Below are 18206 nucleotides of genomic sequence, written 5' to 3' on the forward strand. Positions count from 1 at the left end.
GGCCATGATGTCCCTTGGCGAATATCGCAACCGAAACTCCCTGCTGTCTGATTTCCTGCCCTGGGCCGCGCTGGTCGAAAAGGGCGTCGTCCTGAACAAGGACGGCAGTTTTCAGCGCACCGCAAAAATACGTGGTCCCGATCTCGATAGCGCAACACCAGCGGAACTGGTCGGTGTGACCGGAAGATTGAACAATGCGCTCCGTCGCCTTGGCTCAGGCTGGGCGGTGTTCGTGGAAGCGCAGCGCGTCCCGGCGACACTCTATCCTGACGGTGACTTTCCCGACGCAGCCAGCCAGATGGTCGACCTGGAGCGCCGGGAGCAGTTCGAGGATGAGGGCGCGCATTTCGAGAGTCGGTATTTTCTGACCCTGGTCTGGCTGCCACCGGCGGAATCATCAGGTCGCGCCGAGCGTTTTCTCTATGAAGGCAGGGAACGCGATGGTCCCGATCCGCATGGCATGCTCCATACGTTCGTGGACCGCACGGATCGGATGCTGGCCTTGCTGGATGGCTTCATGCCCGAGGCGGCATGGCTGGATGACGGTGAGATGCTGACTTATCTGCACAGTACCATCTCCACCCGGAACCAGCGGGTCCGGGTGCCGGAAATTCCGATGCATCTGGATGCCCTGCTGGTGGACCAGCCGCTTTCGGGTGGTCTGGAGCCAAAGCTGGGCGATGCCTTCCTGAAAACCCTGACCATTACGGGTTTCCCGTCGCGGACTTTCCCCGGAATCCTGGACGACCTGAACCGGCTGGCCATGCCCTATCGCTGGTCCACCCGCGCCATCCTGCTGGACAAGACCGACGCCACCAAGGTGCTGACGAAAATCAGGCGCCAGTGGTTCGCAAAGCGCAAGAGTATCGCAGCCATTGTCCGCGAAGTGATGACCAATGAGGCGTCAGTTCTCGTGGATAACGATGCCGCCAACAAGGCAGCCGATGCCGATCTGGCGTTGCAGTCGCTGGGCGCGGATGATGTCGGGCAGGCTTACATCACGGCCACGGTGACGGTGTGGGATGGCAGCGCCAGCATAGCGGCGGAAAAACTTCGCCTCGTGGAAAAGATCATTCAGGGCCGTGACTTCACCTGCATGGCGGAAAGCCTGAACGCGGTGGAGGCGTGGCTGGGATCTCTGCCGGGGCATGTCTACGCCAATGTGCGGCAGCCCCCGGTCTCGACCCTGAATCTGGCGCACATGATTCCGCTTTCCGCCGTGTGGGCAGGGCCGGAGATGGATGGGCATTTCAAGGCCGCACCGCTGTTTTATGGCAAAACGGCAGGGGCCACGCCGTTCCGGTTTTCCCTGCATGTCGGCGATGTGGGTCATACGCTAATCGCGGGACCGACCGGGGCAGGTAAATCCGTGCTGCTGGCGCTCATGGCGCTCCAGTTCCGTCGCTATGCGGGATCGCAGATTTTTGCCTTCGATTTTGGCGGGTCGATGCGCGCGGCAACGCTGGCGATGGGAGGCGATTGGCGCGATCTCGGGGGTGGACTGACAGATGCCGATCTGTCTGGAGAAGAGGGCAGCGGCGTATTACTTCAGCCGCTGGCGCGGATCGATGATCCGGATAAGCGCAAATGGGCCAGTGAATGGCTCGGTCAGATCCTTGTCGGCGAGGGGGTGGCGCTGACCCCGGAGGTGAAGTCTCACCTCTGGTCGGCTCTGAATTCGCTGGCATCGTCGCCTGCCCGTGAGCGGACCCTGTCCGGCCTGGTCGCGCTTCTCCAGTCCAACGCCCTGAAGCAGGCGTTGGCGCCCTACTGCCTCGGTGGTCCCTACGGCCGCCTCCTGGATGCGGATGCCGAGCGTATCGGGGATGCCGATGTGGTGGTGTTCGAAACCGAAGGTCTGATCGGCTCGGGCGCGGCCTCCTCCGTTCTGTCGTACCTGTTCCACCGCATCGAAGGCCGTCTGGACGGCCGGCCGACCCTGCTGGTCATCGATGAGGGCTGGCTGGTTCTCGATGACGGGGATTTCTCCGGCCAGTTGCGAGAGTGGCTGAAAACCCTGCGCAAAAAGAACGCCAGCGTCATCTTCGCCACCCAGTCCCTGTCGGATATTGCCAATTCCCGCATTGCTCCGGCGGTGGTGGAAAGCTGCCCGACACGGATATTCCTGCCTAACGAGCGGGCGATCGAGCCGCAGATCATGGCGCTCTATCGGGATTTTGGCCTGAACGACCGACAGATCGCCATCATCGCGCGGGCCGCGTCGAAGCGGGACTATTACTGCCAGACGCAACGCGGCAATCGCCTGTTCGAACTGGGGCTCGGGCCTGTCGCACTCGCCTTATGCGCAGCATCAGGGAAGGACGATCACAAGCTGATCGATGCAGTGCTGGCGGAACACGGCCGGGACGGTTTTCTCCTCGCGTGGTTTGACGCGCGGGGCGTGTCATGGGCGGCGGATCTGTTGCGCGACGATCGCGGGGCGGAGGACGTGCCATGACGGAAAGACATTGCCAGCTTCGGACCGATTTTTTTGCGCGTGTGAGAGAAAAACATTTCCATCGCACTGCTCTTGTCGCCTCTGTTACGCTGGCATTCGGTGCAACGTTCGACCTTTCACGACCGGCCCGTGCCCAATGGGCGGTCTATGATGGGGCGAACCACGTCCAGAACGTGCTGATCGCGGCCCGCACGCTTCAGCAGATCGACAACCAGATCACATCTCTTGCCAATCAGGCGCAGATGCTGGTCAACCAGGGCCGTAATCTGGCGAGCCTGCCACTGTCGACATTGTCGACGCTGCAATCAACGATTTCCCAGACAACAGCCTTGCTCGCGCAGGCACAGAACATCGCTTATTCGGTGACCTCGGTCGAGCAGCAATACCAGCAGGCGTACACCTCAATCTCGTCCGGCATGTCAGACAGTGCCCTGTTCAGCCAGGCACAGACACGGTGGCAGAATTCCGTGGGCGGGTTCGAAGATGCCCTGAAGCTTCAGGCTCGGGTGGTAGGAAACATCCCCAGCGACAGTTCGGCCATGACCCAGCTTGTCTCTTCCAGCCAGACCTCCACGGGCGCGTTGCAGGCGGCGCAGGCAGGAAACCAGCTTCTGGCGCTACAGTCCCGTCAGTTATCCGACATTCAGGCCGAACTTGCTGCCAATGGCCGCGCCACAGCCCTGCAACAGGCGCGCGATGCTGCGACGGAAGCGGAAAGTGAAGCCCAGTATCAGCATTTTTCACAGCATGACGCCTATGTGCCCGGCACGGTGTCCATTTTCGGCAGCAGCGGGAACTGACCGCCATGGCGATGGGCAATGTGGGCGTTATCGACACTTTCCTGAATACCTTCACCACCACCATCGACAGCGGCTTCGGTCTGGTGAAGGGGAATGTGATCTCACTAGCAGGAACACTGTCCGTGCTGGATATGGCGCTGGCTGGCCTGTTCTGGGCCTGGGCTGCTGATGAGGACATCATCCAGCGTCTGGTGAAGAAGACGCTCTATATCGGATTCTTTTCCTTTCTGATCAGCAATTTCTCCAGTCTGTCGAAGACCGTCTTTGACAGTTTTGCGGCCCTTGGCCTGAGAGCCGGTGGCGGCAATCTGGCACTCGGAGACTTCCTGCGGCCCGGCCGACTGGCATCCACGGGTTTCGATGCAGCCCAGCCGCTTCTGGATTCAGTCCATAATCTCCTTGGTCCTGTCGCCTTCTTTACGAACTTCATTCAGATCTTTGTGCTCTGTCTGTCGTGGCTGATCGTGCTCGCGGCGTTCTTCATTCTGGCCGTGCAGCTTTTTGTTGCCCTGATCGAATTCAAGCTGACCACGCTGGCGGGTTTCATCCTGATCCCCTTCGCCCTGTTCAGCCGCACCGCCTTTCTGGCGGAAAAGGTGCTGGGCAATGTCGTCTCGTCGGGTGTGAAGATCATGGTGCTGGCGGTCATTTCCGCTATCGCGTCGGTTCTGTTCGCCCAGTTCTCAACCTCCTACGGCAGCGACGTTCCCACGATCGGGCAGTCCGTCTCGGTGGTGCTGGCCTCCCTTGCAATTGTCGGCCTGTCCATTTTTGGCGGCAGCATCGCCAATGGGCTGATTTCCGGCGCACCGCAGCTTGGCGCGGGAGCGGCAGTCGGTACCGGCATGGCGGTTGGCGCCATGGGTGCTGCTGCGGCGGCCGGTGTCGGGGCTGTTGCTTCCGGTGGTGCCGCAGCCCTCGGCGCCACGGCTGCCGCCGCGCGGGGAGGGGCCGCGATTGCCGGGGCTGCTACCTCCGCCTATTCGGCCGGAGCCGCAGGCGCGTCTGGCGGCGCGGGCAGCATGGCCGCCGGGATCGGAGGCATGGGCCGGGCCGTCGGTGGAAATGTCGCGAATGCCGTCAAAGGGGCGGCTTCGCGTGCCGGTTCATCCCTCAAGGAAAGCTATGCCGCCGGTGGACGCTGGGCCGCGCGCGGGATGGGGGAGGGAGGCGAAGGCGGAGCCGGGGATAACGGACCGGCACCTTCTGGAGGCGGTGGTCCTGCCGGAGAAGGGGATGGCCCCACGGGTGGCGGCCCTACCGGTGAGGGTCCGTCTGGTGGAGATGGTGGCGGTTCCGGCGAACCGCCCCGCTGGGCTCAGAAGATGAAGCGCCGCAATGCCGCCGCTCATGCTGCTGAGGCCGCCCATGTTATCCGCTCCGCCGATGGCGGGGGCGGATCTTCCTCCATCGATCTGTCGGAAAAGGAATGAGGACGATGTTCCGTCGCTCCACCACCCGCTACGGGACCACGCCCGAGCCTGTCACGCCCTATCAGAAAGCCGCGCAAGTCTGGGACGAGCGCATCGGCTCCGCCCGTGTACAGGCCCGTAACTGGCGGCTGATGGCGTTCGGCTCTCTGCTTCTGTCCGCAGGCCTTGGCGTAGGGCTGGTCTGGCAGTCCGCGCGCGGTACCATCACGCCGTGGGTCGTGCAGGTCGATCGGCTGGGGCAGGCGCAGGTCGTGGCCCCCGCGATAGCGGGCTATATGCCCACCGATCCGCAGATCGCTTGGTATCTGGCGCAGTTCGTTCATGACGTGCGCGCTCTGTCGTCGGACCCTGTGGTGGTGCGGCAGAACTGGCTACGCGCCTATGATTTCACCACCACGTCGGGCGCTCAGGCGCTTAACGATTATGCCCGCCTCAATGATCCGTTCTCGCGCATCGGGCATGAGCAGGTCGAGGTGGACATCGCCTCGGTGATCCGGGCGTCTCCCGGCAGCTTCCGTGTCGCCTGGAGCGAGCGCCATTACCGCGACGGCGCGTTCACCGGCACCGAACGCTGGACCGCCATCGTGTCGGTCGTTCTGCACACGCCACGCGATGCCGACCATCTCAGGAAAAATCCGCTCGGAATCTACGTCTCCGCCATCAACTGGTCGAAGGAGCTTGGTCAATGACGCGCTTCATTTTCGCAGCCCTTCCTGTGGCGCTGCTCTCGCTTGCCGGTTGCGCGGGCAGTTACCATCCGCCCGTCATCCGGTACGATGACGCCGCGCGCGCGACGAGAATTCCCGATCCACCGAAGCCCGTGCAGGTGGTGGAGGTGCCACAGCCACTTCCTCTGCCGGGCCAGTTCAAGCCACTGCCGTCACGACGCACGGCCCATCCGGTCCCCGAGGTTACTGATCCGACCACGCGCGTGACCCAGGCTAATCTGGCGGCGCGCATCCAGCCGACGCGGGCCGGTTTCATCAATGCGGTGCAGGTCTATCCCTATTCTCCGGGTGCCCTCTATCAGGTCTATACCTCGCCAGGCGAGATCACGGACATCATGCTCCAGCAGGGTGAAAAACTGGTGGGCACCGGCCCAGTTGCTGCTGGGGATACGGTGCGCTGGGTCATCGGTGACACCGAAAGCGGAGAAGGGGCGACCAAACGCATCCATATCCTGGTGAAGCCGACCCGGCCGGATCTGACCACTAATCTGATCATCAATACTGACCGACGGACTTATCTGGCGGAATTGAGGTCAACACCCCCCACATACATGGCGTCGGTCTCGTGGAACTATCCCGAGGACGATCTGATTGCCCTGCACCGGCAGGACGACGCGGCCGATGACTCTGCCCCAGTGGACGCGGGGCTGAATCTCGATACCCTGAATTTCCGCTATGCCATCCAGCCGGTGAAAGGCGGCACGCCGCCCTGGTTACCCGGCCGGGCCTTTGATGACGGTCACAAGGTCTATATCGCTTTTCCATCCGGGATCGGGCAGGGGGAACTGCCGCCGCTCTTCGTGCTGGGGGCGGATGGCGGCCCGGAACTGGTCAATTACCGGGTGCGGCAGAACTGGATGATCGTGGATCGGCTGTTCGCCGCCGCTGAACTGCGGCTGGGCGATAAGCATTCCGAGCAGCGGGTGCGCATTGTCCGCATTGACGGCAGGAAGTCATGACCGGGCAGGCTCACACAGTGGGAGAAAATTCTGCGGCTCCGGCCACAGGGGGAAATTCCGCAGCATCACCGCCGCCACCTGATCTGCGTCTGCGGACGGAACGACCGCGTGTCGTGCGGCTTTCCCGCACCGTGGTCTGGTCGCTGGGCGGGGTTGGCATGATCGCGGTGGCCTTCGCGCTGGGCTATGCCCTTCAGGCAAGCCATCGGGTGTCATCCACGCCTGCCGCGCAGGACGCGGATGTGCGTCCCTCTGCCGACGGGCTGGCGGGACTGCCGTCCGACTATGTCGGCAAGGATGTGCCGAAGCTGGGACCAGCGCTGCCCGGTGATCTGGGGCATACCATCCTCCACGCACAGGAGCAGGGAAAGGCAGCCTCGGGTGGCGACGACCGCCGTGCCGCGCAGGAGATCGAGGCCGCAATCGCCAGCAAATTGTTCGTGCAGACGGGAGAACGCGACCGGGGTACCGACCAGGCAACTTCGCCCACATCGGGTGCATCTGCGTCCCAGGCAAATCCATCTTCTTCGACCGACGCCCAATCAGGCAACCGTGCCTTTCTGGCAGGCCAGCCTGACCGCGCGACGACCAGCCCGTATCGCATCATGCCGTCAGCTTCGCCTTATATCCTTCAGGCGGGCACTGTCATCGCGGGGGCGCTGAACACGAAAATCAGCTCTGACCTTCCGGGTCAGATTACTGGCCATGTCACGCAGAACGTCTATGACAGCCCGACCGGTCGTTTCCTGCTGATCCCGCAGGGAAGCCTGCTGTTCGGGGCCTATAACAGCGGCATTTCTTTCGGGCAGCAGCGTACCCAGATCATCTGGACCCGGCTGATTTACCCGAACGGCGAGAGCCTGGTGCTGGAAAAACTGCCCGGTGGCGACGCCATCGGCCAGTCCGGCCTGTCCGATGAAGTGAACAACCACTGGGGCCAGCTTTTCAGGGCTGCCATCGTGACCACGCTCCTGAGCGTCGGATCAGAGGCCGGAACCAGTCAGAGCGAGAACAATCTGGCGCAGGCCATCCGTTCTGGGGCCAGCAATGGGTTTTCCATGGTTGGTAACCGGCTGGTTGATCGCAGCCTCAACATCCAGCCGACCCTAACCGACCGGCCGGGGCTGCCTTTCACCTTGATCCTTAACCGCGACCTTGTCCTGCAACCTCGCCACGCAAAGGAAACAGCACCATGACAACGCTGCGCATCACTGAAATTCCGGATGAAAAGCCGGTCCGCATGCCCGTGGACTTACCGGCGGACCTCCATCGTGATCTGGTGACTTACGCAGCACTGGTCAGCCAGAATGGTCAGCCCGTCGATCCAACCCGTCTCGTGCCGCACATGATCCGTGGATTCATTGCATCTGATCGAGCTTTCGCGAAGCTTAAGCGTGCGCGAGCTAAGCAGATAGTAAGCAGAGAAACTTAGTCTATTCGAGATTCTGCTTTCCCAAGAAAACAAGTATTTTATGTGCGACGGTCGACAAATTTCTATCGCGCCATCCAATGCCGTAATCAAGATGTGAAAAACCGTCGCCGTCGCGCACTTCTAGCACAGTTACCTGCTCAAGGATCGTACCTGGAAAAAATGCGAGCCAGCCAGCCGGCATGAGCGTAATACCATGTCCGTTAATGACGAGAGCGATCGTCCGCAGACTTATGATTTCTTCCCTACACACTGTTGGTAGAAAGCCAGCAATGCTTGCTTTGCGTTTTAACAGTGTAGACATGTCCTCTCCTGTATCATCGTTACCGAAGACAAAAGTTTCTTCCCGTAAATCGCTCCAACATGTCGTGACAGACGAAGCAAGAGGATGGTTTGTCGGTGTCACAGCGACAATTCGATCGCTCCACAGTGGTAAGGTAGCTGCGCAAGATTCGTTCAGCGGAAGGGCTATAATTACTAAATCAACGATACCGTCGAAAAGAGCCGAAATTACATCTCTCTTGGATACGTCACGATATATAAACGAAATACCGGGATAAAGAATTCTATACGGTTCGATGAAGGCCGACACCCGTCCTGGCGGTACATTACTTTGTATTCCTATTGATACGATACCGCTTTCACCCAAGGCGCATCTCCGAGTATATTCATAAAGAGCATTTGTGTCGTGCAACAGAGCCTCAGCTTGTCGGAGGAATGCTTCGCCGACTGGCGTAGGCGTTGTGCCAGATGATGTCCTGCGGAAAAGCTGAATTCCGACGCGCTCCTCAAGTAGCCGAAGTGAACGACTGACTGCGGACTGTTTGGAATTTAGAGCGCGTGCCGCGCCATGGATGCTTCCTTGAAGAGCAATTGCGCATACGCATTGCAGTTCCCGTAGATCAAGAGGAGGGTGTCTTACCATTCCATTTCTTTCCTCTCATACAAATTAAAATTCGACAGTTTGTAGTGTGAGTGTTGTAACGCACAATAATATAATTTATGTATACATGAAAAATATAATGTAATATTTATATATGTCTTATATACCACAATTAATACCTAGATATATTTATTCGCATCTATAGATATGCGCGCATGACTCTAGTTTGTAGGCAGAGATAAGATTGTCGGGTCCATTCTCCCAGCAACGGCAACAATTGCAATAACAGCAATAGAAAGTGCAATTTCGGCTATTGTTCCGCGTTGAAGATATTTAAGGCTAACCGTAATGTTTCTTTTCTGGCGTAGATTTTTCACGTATACATAGCGGTTGACGCAGGCGATACAGACCATACCGCTCGTTAATCCCAGCTTGAGAATGAGTAGTGTAGAATAGACAGTGACATGCTTCGGCCATCCCCCCAGGATATTCAGGCCGAGTCCAGAGCCGGTAAGCAGGACCAGAAGCACCGCGATATGCCCCGCAGCCGAGTACCGTGCTAACGCCACTTGCATGGAGCAATCCCACTTCTTTTTTCGTGTATCACTGACAAGCATGGCAACGGGGATGAGGCCCCCGCACCAGAAACTACCTGCAAGCAAATGCACGGCCTGGAAGAACATCGCGCCCACACCGATCATGCGCACGTGACCTGTCAAGGCTGTCGCCGTCAGAAGCACGCATGCGGGTATGACCGACAGGACCGCGCCGCATTTACGCCAAGTTAGAAGTAGAAGACAGACGCCAGCTACGGCCTGAATGATCCATGCCTGTCCAATGGTGGTGTCAACAAGCACGGCTTTGCTTAAAGTCGGCGAGAAGGCATCCTGCCATCCATCTCCGACCTCGGAGACTTCGGCTGGCAGTGTTGCAACGACGATTACCGTCGTAAAAACGCTCCCCCATGCCCAAAACTTTCCCAGGCGGGCAGAGAGTGCGTTTCCGAGTTTGCGCGGAGCCAGCCACCCTGCAAAAAGCAGGCTACCTGTAAGAAAGAGCGCCAGGCTGTCTCGTGCGGCGCGACATAGGATCAGGAAAGCATCCGGTGTCATCGGTTAGTAACTGTGAACCCGTAGACGCCATGAGTCTTGTGTCCATCGACGGCAAGGGCGTGCCAGGTTACGGAATATCGTCCAGGCACGAGGTCAATTTTGAGCGGGATCGTCAGAGTCTTGCCGTCATCCGACAGGGAAACGTTTCCTGTTTCTATAACATTACCCTTGGGGCCAGTGACAACGACGCCGGTGAGCTTGACAACTACTGCTTCAGTAAAGCCTAGCGTCAGGCTCTGCGGCGCCGTTCCCGTGCTATCCGCAGCGGGTATTTCGGCGTTCAGGTGGGCATGTGCATAGGCAGGGTCCGCCATCTGCAGAACGAAGTTCCCTGCGAGACACATAGAGGCAACGATTTTACGGATAGAAGTCATGTTTACTTTCCTTGCTTGGTGTGAATTACAGCAGAAAGACAAATATTTTCAGAGAAAAAAGTCTCTTATTGGCCAACGAAAAGGATACCTTCGACGCAGCTATGCTGTTGAAAACAGAATAGTATTGAAAGCTTTCGTCATGCGTTGCTCAAGCTCATCAATGTCTTTTTTAGAAATAATGAGAGGTGGTGCTAAAATTATGCTATCGTGTGAGATTCTTATCAGGACGCCGTGTTCCATACATGCTTTCACAACTGACCGTTTGATGTCTCTCTTCTCATCATTTCGGAAATCAAGCTCCCTGTAGCTACGGAATCCGACTTCAATCGCGCTTAATAATCCGATTGTCCGTGTGGATCGGACCAGTTCGTGTGCCGCAAGTTTCGAAATCATCTTTATCCAATGTTCTGAAATATCCCGCACATGATCTACTATTCTTTCATCCTCATAGATTTTTAGCGTTTCAAGGGCGACGGCAGCGGCAACAGGATGTGCGTGATATGTGCCGCCATGATGAAACCCATGGTGCATAATCGAGCAGTCCACCAATGCGGAGTGAAAATCATCATTCATGACGACCGCCGAAATCGGTTGATAGGCCGCTGAAAGCCCCTTCGATGCGACGAGGCAGTCGGGCGTCTGGTTGACGGTCTGGCTTCCCCACATCTTTCCGGTTCGACCGAAGCCCGTCACGATTTCATCGAAATAAAGAGGAATATCGCGCATCGACAAGACGTTGCGGATTGCTTCAAAATATCCTTCCGGCGCTGGGTACATGCCGCCAGCAATCGAGACTGGCTCGCAGAGGAAGGCCGCGATATTTTCGGCACCCGTGTGATCTATCAGTTCTGCCAGTTCCAGCGCCAGGCGATGTGCATAATCTTCTTCTGTTTCTCCAGCCAACGCGTCACGTGGCCAGCGGGGTTGCGCAGCATACAGAATATCGTCACCCGTCAGATCGAATGAATTGATAATGCTTTCGATCCCGCCAAGTCTCGTGGCAAATATCGTCGATCCATGGTAGCTCCCCCGACGCGTGATTATTTTATGCCGTTTTGGATTTCGTTGTTTATTGATATACCAAGTCGTTTTAATGAGAGTTTCGATAGCTTCCGATCCGGTTGTGGCGAAAAGAACGTGAGCGTCCGGTATCGGCGCTGCCGCGCTGAGCGCGTCCGCAAGCGCGTGGACGACAGGGACCGTCCGGTTTAGCGCGGTGGGATAGACTGGCAGCTCTCGCATCTGGCGTGTGGCGGCTTCGATCAGGCGTTCATTATGAAAGCCGAGCGTAGCGCAAAACAGTGCCGACACCGCGTCGATATAGTCTTTACCCGAAGAATCGAAGACGAAGACACCAGATCCAGATACCATATCGACGCCTGATGACATGGCGGAGTTGCTAAGATGCGATAAGCCGTACACCAGTCGCGAAGTCATCATTGTGCGCCTTTACCAGAGGGAGAGGCTGAGGGCAGAGCCAAAGGGCAGGTCTTTCCCGGATCTGAGAACGCCGGGTTGGTGAGGAAGCTCTGATCCGTCAGGGAGTTCAGGAAGGCGATCACGTCCGCGATCTCCGCCTCGCTGATATCGAACGGCTCTATGAACTGGTCGCGCAACGGGTTCTCTCCGTGTGGCCCTGTCGCCGACCGACCTCCCTTCGAGTAATGTGCTGCCAGCACGTCGTGCAGCGTGGCGATGGAGCCATCATGCATATAGGGACCCGTCAGAGCGACGTTGCGCAGGCTTTCCGTGCGGAATTTCCCCTCGTCCTCGGCATTGCCTGTCACTGTCCGCAGCCCGTGATCACTGGCAGGATAGGCCCCCTTGCCGTCCTCGTTATACAAGCCGGTATTGTGAAAGCCTGTTTCTGGAAAGGGCATGTTAGCCGCGCGGATATTGTCGGTCAGATTCAGGCCATTATGGCAATGCGAACATTCGAGCTTCTCGCCGAAGAAGAGCGCCTCGCCTCGTTGCGCGGCCGGGGACAGCGCCGTCTTGTCGCCATGCAGCGAGTGGTCGTAGGGACTGTCGAAGGACAGCAGCGTGCGCTCGAAGGATGCAATCGCCTTCGTGACCGTGGAGAGTGTGATCGCGCCCTTCGCCTCGGGGAAGGCGACACGGAACAGGCGCGCATAGCAGGGATCATCCGAGAGCCGGGCAAACAGCGCCTTTTCCTGGCCGCCCATGCCCAGCTCGACCGGTTGGTCGCTGAACATCGGGATCAGCATCTGCTTTTCCAGAGTGGTGAGCTGTGGATTGGCCCAGGTGTAGCTCGGCAGATAGGCTACGTTCGCCAGTGGCATCGGCGTGCGTAGTCCCGGCTCGCCATGCGCGCCTACATGCGTCGGGACACCAGAGGCAAAGCCCAGTTTCTGGAGATGGCACGACGCGCAGGCGAGCGTCCCATTCTCCGATAGCCGTTTGTCATAAAACAGCCGCCGCCCCAGTGCGACCTTCTCTGCCCTCATCGGATTGTCGGACGGGACGACTGGCGCAGGCGCCCAGGAGGGGATGTCCCAATGCCACGTCGTGGGCCGGGTTGCGGCCGATAGAAGCAGCGCCCCCCCACCCAGAAGGGCCATCTGGAGAACTTTGCGAAATAACGTGCGCATCTTATCGACCCCGAAATACCGACTGAGCCGGCGGAGAGGTCTCTGATCCGAATGGCAGGCCGAACTCACGGAACACACCTGCGCAATCCTTGTCGTCCGGTCCAGACATGCAACCTGGCGCACTATTAATCTGGTTGGTGCTGACATTACTCAGAGCGAGCAGTCGACTTATGTCGAGCTTCACGGTCTGATGCGCCGGATCGAACTCCGGCAGCGTGACCGTGACGAGGTTCGGGGCCGTGCACGCGCCCTTCGGCGCCTCGACCGCGCTGGCGGACTCACAGCCGGTGCTCCCGATATGGACAGGGAAGCCGTGCGGTCGCGCTTTGTCGCCAGGCTTCGGAATCATCGTGATGTCGAGCGTGAAAAAACGATATCCTGACTGCCAGGTCCAGAACATGCTCGTCATGTTCAGTGGTGGCTGTGCAATCGTAGGATCGCCGTGATTGGCGGCCATAGGCAGCCCAACGGTGAAGCGCAGGCCGGTGAAATGGCCTTGCGGCCAAACAAAACTGATAGCCGAGTTCGGCGACGGAGTCGTATCGCTGCATGGAATATTGCGATCGATCAGGTCGATCAGCGCTATCCCGTCACGCTGCCAGAGGCCGGACGGCCCTGGCTTGACCAGCACCGCACGGCCGTCCTTCGTGAGCAGCGCCACATCGTGGATGTAGAAGCGTAGATCGTTGATGCGGACCGTATTGTCGCTTGTCCCCACCGGGCTTATGGTTCTAGCACAACTTACCGGCTGGTTTCCGAATGCCGCCTGGAAAGTAAGGCGCCCGAGCTTTGGTGCTGCGTGGGCTTCGTTTGAAGAAAAGGCCGGGAAAATAAATAGACCCATCCCAATGAATAACAAAAAAAAATTTATTCTATACACTGACGGCGCATAGGTCAAATTGCTCACAGTATGCGGCTCCATCCAGGGAATACAGAAATTTTGTTATCAAAAATAAGGAAATACGACGGAATATCATCTTCCGGGCTTAAATCCGCACCAATTTCAATTTCTTGAATTTCTCGTTGCAGATCTACCGCACGGCACTTCCAGCCGACAGTCCAGTTTTGTTTGATACCGCGGTAAATGGCGATGCCTAGTGCTTCTGTGCGATCAGATATGGCCCACCGAGCAGCTGCAGCTCCCGCCAATTCCGATAGAATGATTTCGGAATTAGAACTATTCAGCATCTCATTTTCTTGCAACCAAATGATAACCCAGAGGTGTAATGGCCAACCAAAACAAATTTTTCGCTCAGAACCCCACCTCATAAAGGGCCGAAAAATATTGAATCCGTCTTGATCACCAGAAAAATCCAGTAGGGATGGACATGGATCATAAAGAGCATGCCAATAACCGCGCCACGCAATATCTAATCGCACCAACGCGCGCCTGTTGTCAGAAAACAAAGAAAACTGATCTGGGCGCGACATAAAGTCTATGACATCGATATCACGCAAATATTTTCTATGATTGTTCATTGTATACACTCTGGTTTTTCGATTTCAAGCGAAGGCTGTTTAAATCTTCCACTATAAGGTCGTAATCAAAATTTCCGTCTCGTTCGTAAGTAATTGTAGTATTTTCACGAAAAAACAGATCAGCATAACGATCTATGAAGATCTCCGTTTCTGATGAAATCTGCTCCGAATGTGAATCAATTAAAATATTATTATCGCTTGGTACTGGAGTGTATCCTGCAACATGATAGTGTAGCGTTTTCGATATTACATTCTTCCAGTCGTCTATGTCTGCGCCCGTATTCCTAGAGGCACAAACAGCATTGGATATATCAAACAACACATTACATTCAGTTTTCTTTGATATATGCTCGAAGAAAGTTGGAGCTTCATAAGAACCGTCGAGCAGTGAAGGATAATTCTCTAAATATAGAGTATGACCAAGCATATCCTGCCATCGCCGAATTTTATCAAAATATATTGACCCTATTGCATAATTTATTTCGGCGAGTTGATAAAAATTAGTTCCGTTATGCTCGAAAAGTGCGATATGATCGGAAATATAAAGTGGCTGAAACGCCTCAGACATTTGCGTTATTCTGCTTGATATATACTTTAATTCTTCCTCACCTCGCTCCAAAAAACGGGATTGCATAATATGGAATGCGACAGGGCAAGGAAATTTCTTTGCAATTTCTGTTGGATTGAGATGTAAAAAATTGTCGATCAGGAGTTCGACGTAATCTATATGTCCCTCGTCAATAAGGGACATAATAGATGAGTAAGATTGGCCGCCAGTGAAATTTATGCCAATAGAACCGTTACACATCGTATACCTCCTAGGGCGAGACTGGCGCGGAAAGGCGCCAGTCTCTGTATTGTTTTAAGCGTTATAACCGCAGACACCCGAACCACACTGCAGTCCGGCCCGGACAGGTACAGAAATTTGTTTGGTTTTAAGTATAGTTATAGTAATAGCCATTTCATACCTCCAGTAACCACAATAGACATTCTATGCGGCGTCTAATTATACATAAAAACAGGAAATAAATCAATGGAATTACGTGTAATAATTTGATTTATTTCAGAATAACCTCCTGGCGATTGTCAAAATCTATATGATAGATCAAAGCGAAAGCTGCGACCTACTTCAGGAAAATCAACGTTTGTGGAAGCCATTTTATACATACTGTATTCCTTGTCGAATAAGTTGGTAACAGCAAAATTAATTCGCCAAGGCTTGCGAGGAGGTGCCCAGGTTGCGAGTATGTCGTGCACCATATAGCCGGGACGCCGACGAATAATAGTTGCATCGTAGTTCTGAGCGTCTACGGCCATGAGGCTGTACATTAAAGTCAGTCCGATGTTCGGAAAACGGTAACGCATATCAGCGGCAACTTTATCTGGAGGCGAGTACAACCCAGCACCGGTCCGAGCGTTTGTGACTCTTATGTGGCTGAAGCTCAGATCAAACCCCCAGTTTCCTATGTCGTAATTACTATGTAGCTCAATACCGTAACGTGTGGCGTGTCCAACGTTCTGATATTGATAAATGGGTCTGTTTTTCCCATATTTTCCATTAAAACGCCCGATAGCAACTTCTTGAATGAGATTGGTTACGTCTTCGTAAAAACCTGTAGCGCGGACGCTCGCACGATCGTGCTCGCTAAACAGTGCGCTCTTTGTATAAGTAAATCCGCCTTCGTATGTTTTGGCAGATTCGGGTTTTAGATTTTTGTTAGAAACAAAATTTGCGAACCATTGATTGCCTGTCAAATCCATGTCGCTTTGCGCTGGGGTGGGAGCATTATAAGCTTTCCCCCAACTGAGATATATCATCCATTCGCGTGTTGGTTGCCACGATAATGTTATTTTTGGAAGAATAGCACCGTTTGAGCTATTTGAGAGACCTTTCCCGTGTTCAGGAAAGGTATTGTATCTATCGTAACGCAAGCTAGGGGAAAGAGTGACATGGTGGCGAAATTTTATTTCATCTTGCCCGTAAACCCCATATACCTGCTGTTGTGCGTTGGGTGTATTTGAACCAGATGTGGTGTACGTATAAAAATCGCGGTAGTAATTTACGCCTCCAGTAAATTTATGTCTTCCAAACAATCCGAAATTACGAAAGTATGATTTTTGTAAGTCGAAACCATAGGTCTCAAGGACAGTGGACCCGCCATTAGAGTCCATGCTGTTCGGCACCTGCTTTGAGGCCATTTTCGTTCTGTAAAGGGTCAGCCTTCCATCTTCCTCGCCTTGCTCGTTACGTGTTGTGAGGTGCAATGTTGACTCGTCCTGTCGGACATTTTGCTCTTGGCAGGTAGAACAGTGGTAAGTGGAAGGACCTTTTTGTGGCACTGAAGATCTATAGTTTTCATCAAGATAAAATTGCTGACCAAAATCTATTCTAATTCGGTCATTGATGTCATATCCAAGTTTAAGTAGTGCGCTGTGGCTTTGCCCGTCATTGGGTGAAAGTCTCTCGCCGCCCCCTAATCGTATCGAGTTGAAGGTTTGCCCAGAATAAGCAAGAAGCGCATCGAACTTGCCCCATTTTCCGTATATTTTTGCTGATCCCTTCCCATTTCCGTTGGCGCTTTGATAGCCGCCATCAATTTCTCCGCCCAAGCCTTGACCCGGTTTCAGAAGGGACTTTGCGTCAATAGTCTTAATTGACATAACTCCGCCGAGACCACCTGTTCCATAAAGAGTGGACGCTGATCCGGCGACAACTTCTACACTCTGGATAAAGGCGGGATCGATATAAAGCGGCGCTTCAATCCCTTGGGAATCCCAATTACGCCGTGCGCCATCGACCATCAAAATGATCTCGCGTCCCGCAAACCCACGGATTTGGGGAACCTGACCTTCCATACGCGCCGTGCCGACCATATCGACATCAGGCAAGCGATTGAGGGCATCTGAAATCGTGGAAGATTGCCTCATTTGGATGTCCTGACGTGTTATCAGGCTGACCGAGGCGGGAACGTCCTGGATCTGCTGTGGCGTTCGCGTGGCTGTGACAACGAGCCGCTCAGCTGCGTTGCTGGATATAGGGACGGCTGCTCCTGTTTTTACGTGAGCGCCGAGTTGTTTTGACGTGTTTCGTGATGACTGTTCCGGAGTTTTTTTAATCGCCGCCTGCCTGGTTGATGCGGCACTCTCACGCTCTTTTCCGGGCAGTTCATTGGCATGCGCCGCGAAGGACGGGATAAGAAAAATTGCGGCGGCAGAAAGTAAGTGCGCGCGATGGAACGTGTGTGCGCAAACATGTGTCGAAGACATGGAAGCTGATCCTGAGCTGAGAATATCGTTCAGCCAGCAGGACGGTCATTGTCTTTTTCGTCATTAGTTTATGACGTCAGCGACGCACTATGCGTTAAGTGAACGCGTACGGTCGATGAATGACAGCTTAAACGGCCTGCGGGCGCTAGAAGACCGCAGACACAGGGGGGCCACAGGAGAAAGGAACACCAAGTGTGATGACAGGTGGAGCACGGGGGTTAACGATGTTGACGTGGCGTTGCCAACGAATAAACGCCAGTGCCAGCAAGATCACGAGAGCTGTGAACAGGAATACTGGCAGGTGCAGGAGGGGGCATAACGGACAGCTTCCATCGTGATGAGAAGGATGCCCGGACATGTGGTCGTGGTCGCCCTCATTGTCGGCTGACACAGCCTGCGTCACATTGTCCATTGTCATGCCAGGCATATCCGCACAGACGGAGTGCTTATGTGGCGTGTGATAAAGATGTGGAGCGATATCAATGCCTGTCAGGCGCAGGATGGTAGCACGAGGCATTTCTCCCGGCATTGCCTGACTCTGGATCAGGAGTTGCCCCAGAAAGCCCATGAGCGTGAACGCGACCAGAAACCAGCGGCTCAATGAAGAGCGGGGCGCAGGATGTATGGCATGGGCCATCTTTTGAAAACATATGCTCCTGTCACGGTAGACTT

General features: G+C 55.4%; 18 protein-coding genes and 1 pseudogene. 7 read left to right on the plus strand and 12 right to left on the minus strand.

Annotation, left to right across the window (positions count from 1 at the left end; all coding sequences use genetic code 11):
• The first annotated feature begins 4 nt into the window (after window positions 1-4).
• Genes trbE through AABE20_RS04895 form a run of 7 tightly spaced genes read left to right on the plus strand, consistent with a single transcriptional unit; the run spans window position 5 to window position 7810 of the window.
• Entirely contained in the window at window positions 5-2458 is a 2454-nt protein-coding gene (gene trbE, locus AABE20_RS04865) for a conjugal transfer protein TrbE (protein ID WP_110581268.1), read from the plus strand.
• Window positions 2455-3258 carry a P-type conjugative transfer protein TrbJ gene (gene trbJ / locus AABE20_RS04870; RefSeq protein ID WP_034933520.1) on the plus strand — a complete coding sequence of 268 codons (804 nt, stop codon included), beginning with the start codon at window positions 2455-2457 and terminating at the stop codon, window positions 3256-3258. Before trbE ends, trbJ begins: the two co-directional genes overlap by 4 nt.
• A 5-nt stretch (window positions 3259-3263) precedes the next feature.
• Window positions 3264-4691: a P-type conjugative transfer protein TrbL gene (trbL, locus tag AABE20_RS04875; RefSeq protein WP_034933517.1), complete on the plus strand. Its 1428-nt coding sequence runs from the start codon at window positions 3264-3266 to the stop codon at window positions 4689-4691.
• 5 nt (window positions 4692-4696) lie between these two features.
• Entirely contained in the window at window positions 4697-5380 is a 684-nt protein-coding gene (trbF, locus tag AABE20_RS04880) for a conjugal transfer protein TrbF (RefSeq protein WP_034933516.1), read from the plus strand.
• Window positions 5377-6378, plus strand: a complete 1002-nt coding sequence (gene trbG / locus AABE20_RS04885) for a P-type conjugative transfer protein TrbG (protein ID WP_007397924.1) — start codon at window positions 5377-5379, stop codon at window positions 6376-6378. Before trbF ends, trbG begins: the two co-directional genes overlap by 4 nt.
• Window positions 6375-7574: a TraB/TrbI/VirB10 family type IV secretion system protein gene (locus AABE20_RS04890; RefSeq protein ID WP_338332095.1), complete on the plus strand. Its 1200-nt coding sequence runs from the start codon at window positions 6375-6377 to the stop codon at window positions 7572-7574. Before trbG ends, AABE20_RS04890 begins: the two co-directional genes overlap by 4 nt.
• Window positions 7571-7810 carry a DUF2274 domain-containing protein gene (locus AABE20_RS04895; RefSeq protein WP_007397926.1) on the plus strand — a complete coding sequence of 80 codons (240 nt, stop codon included), beginning with the start codon at window positions 7571-7573 and terminating at the stop codon, window positions 7808-7810. Before AABE20_RS04890 ends, AABE20_RS04895 begins: the two co-directional genes overlap by 4 nt.
• Before the next feature lies 1 nt (window position 7811).
• On the opposite strand, the gene AABE20_RS04900 is transcribed toward AABE20_RS04895, so the two are convergent.
• From AABE20_RS04900 to AABE20_RS04950, 12 genes and pseudogenes are all read right to left on the minus strand, one after another.
• Window positions 7812-8456: a LysR family substrate-binding domain-containing protein gene (locus tag AABE20_RS04900; protein ID WP_228120804.1), complete on the minus strand. Its 645-nt coding sequence runs from the start codon at window positions 8454-8456 to the stop codon at window positions 7812-7814.
• Window positions 8457-8540: 84 nt separating this feature from the next.
• Window positions 8541-8732 (minus strand): annotated as a pseudogene (locus AABE20_RS14365) (LysR family transcriptional regulator); the annotation flags it as partial.
• Between the two features lie 179 nt (window positions 8733-8911).
• Window positions 8912-9802, minus strand: a complete 891-nt coding sequence (locus tag AABE20_RS04905) for a CopD family protein (RefSeq protein ID WP_034931184.1) — start codon at window positions 9800-9802, stop codon at window positions 8912-8914.
• Window positions 9799-10176, minus strand: coding sequence for a copper homeostasis periplasmic binding protein CopC (gene copC, locus AABE20_RS04910; protein WP_010517558.1), 378 nt, complete (start codon window positions 10174-10176; stop codon window positions 9799-9801). The genes AABE20_RS04905 and copC overlap by 4 nt, the downstream gene beginning before the upstream one ends.
• Before the next feature lie 99 nt (window positions 10177-10275).
• Window positions 10276-11565 carry an aminotransferase class III-fold pyridoxal phosphate-dependent enzyme gene (locus tag AABE20_RS04915; RefSeq protein ID WP_157132979.1) on the minus strand — a complete coding sequence of 430 codons (1290 nt, stop codon included), beginning with the start codon at window positions 11563-11565 and terminating at the stop codon, window positions 10276-10278.
• 47 nt (window positions 11566-11612) lie between these two features.
• Window positions 11613-12788, minus strand: a complete 1176-nt coding sequence (locus tag AABE20_RS04920) for a methanobactin export MATE transporter MbnM (protein ID WP_143221966.1) — start codon at window positions 12786-12788, stop codon at window positions 11613-11615.
• A gap of 1 nt (window position 12789) precedes the next feature.
• Window positions 12790-13695 carry an MbnP family copper-binding protein gene (locus AABE20_RS04925; protein ID WP_157132976.1) on the minus strand — a complete coding sequence of 302 codons (906 nt, stop codon included), beginning with the start codon at window positions 13693-13695 and terminating at the stop codon, window positions 12790-12792.
• Complete coding sequence (gene mbnC / locus AABE20_RS04930; RefSeq protein WP_010517452.1) at window positions 13692-14267, minus strand: methanobactin biosynthesis protein MbnC; 576 nt, start codon at window positions 14265-14267, stop codon at window positions 13692-13694. The genes AABE20_RS04925 and mbnC overlap by 4 nt, the downstream gene beginning before the upstream one ends.
• Window positions 14254-15075, minus strand: a complete 822-nt coding sequence (mbnB, locus tag AABE20_RS04935; RefSeq protein WP_338332096.1) for a methanobactin biosynthesis protein MbnB — start codon at window positions 15073-15075, stop codon at window positions 14254-14256. Before mbnB ends, mbnC begins: the two co-directional genes overlap by 14 nt.
• Before the next feature lie 54 nt (window positions 15076-15129).
• On the minus strand, window positions 15130-15228 hold the full coding sequence (gene mbnA, locus AABE20_RS04940; protein WP_074448733.1) for a methanobactin: 99 nt from the start codon (window positions 15226-15228) through the stop codon (window positions 15130-15132).
• 125 nt (window positions 15229-15353) lie between these two features.
• Window positions 15354-17534 (minus strand): TonB-dependent receptor domain-containing protein, encoded by a 2181-nt coding sequence (locus tag AABE20_RS04945; RefSeq protein WP_082770917.1) that lies wholly within the window; start codon window positions 17532-17534, stop codon window positions 15354-15356.
• Between the two features lie 145 nt (window positions 17535-17679).
• Window positions 17680-18171, minus strand: coding sequence for a DUF2946 family protein (locus AABE20_RS04950; RefSeq protein ID WP_029329788.1), 492 nt, complete (start codon window positions 18169-18171; stop codon window positions 17680-17682).
• Between the last annotated feature and the right edge of the window lie 35 nt (window positions 18172-18206).

Origin of the sequence: Acetobacter zythi (assembly GCF_963921165.1) — a bacterium.
Lineage (GTDB): Bacteria > Pseudomonadota > Alphaproteobacteria > Acetobacterales > Acetobacteraceae > Acetobacter.

Excerpts from the sequence above, each read along its gene's own strand:
- trbE (WP_110581268.1), top strand. The coding sequence starts at position 5 with ATGATGTCCCTTGGCGAATATCGCAACCGAAACTCCCTGCTGTCTGAT.
- trbJ (WP_034933520.1), top strand. The coding sequence starts at position 2,455 with ATGACGGAAAGACATTGCCAGCTTCGGACCGATTTTTTTGCGCGTGTG.
- trbL (WP_034933517.1), top strand. The coding sequence starts at position 3,264 with ATGGCGATGGGCAATGTGGGCGTTATCGACACTTTCCTGAATACCTTC.
- trbF (WP_034933516.1), top strand. The coding sequence starts at position 4,697 with ATGTTCCGTCGCTCCACCACCCGCTACGGGACCACGCCCGAGCCTGTC.
- trbG (WP_007397924.1), top strand. The coding sequence starts at position 5,377 with ATGACGCGCTTCATTTTCGCAGCCCTTCCTGTGGCGCTGCTCTCGCTT.
- AABE20_RS04890 (WP_338332095.1), top strand. The coding sequence starts at position 6,375 with ATGACCGGGCAGGCTCACACAGTGGGAGAAAATTCTGCGGCTCCGGCC.
- AABE20_RS04895 (WP_007397926.1), top strand. The coding sequence starts at position 7,571 with ATGACAACGCTGCGCATCACTGAAATTCCGGATGAAAAGCCGGTCCGC.
- AABE20_RS04905 (WP_034931184.1), bottom strand. The coding sequence starts at position 9,802 with ATGACACCGGATGCTTTCCTGATCCTATGTCGCGCCGCACGAGACAGC.
- copC (WP_010517558.1), bottom strand. The coding sequence starts at position 10,176 with ATGACTTCTATCCGTAAAATCGTTGCCTCTATGTGTCTCGCAGGGAAC.
- AABE20_RS04915 (WP_157132979.1), bottom strand. The coding sequence starts at position 11,565 with ATGTCATCAGGCGTCGATATGGTATCTGGATCTGGTGTCTTCGTCTTC.
- AABE20_RS04920 (WP_143221966.1), bottom strand. The coding sequence starts at position 12,788 with ATGCGCACGTTATTTCGCAAAGTTCTCCAGATGGCCCTTCTGGGTGGG.
- mbnC (WP_010517452.1), bottom strand. The coding sequence starts at position 14,267 with ATGAACAATCATAGAAAATATTTGCGTGATATCGATGTCATAGACTTT.
- mbnB (WP_338332096.1), bottom strand. The coding sequence starts at position 15,075 with ATGTGTAACGGTTCTATTGGCATAAATTTCACTGGCGGCCAATCTTAC.
- mbnA (WP_074448733.1), bottom strand. The coding sequence starts at position 15,228 with ATGGCTATTACTATAACTATACTTAAAACCAAACAAATTTCTGTACCT.
- AABE20_RS04945 (WP_082770917.1), bottom strand. The coding sequence starts at position 17,534 with ATGTCTTCGACACATGTTTGCGCACACACGTTCCATCGCGCGCACTTA.
- AABE20_RS04950 (WP_029329788.1), bottom strand. The coding sequence starts at position 18,171 with ATGGCCCATGCCATACATCCTGCGCCCCGCTCTTCATTGAGCCGCTGG.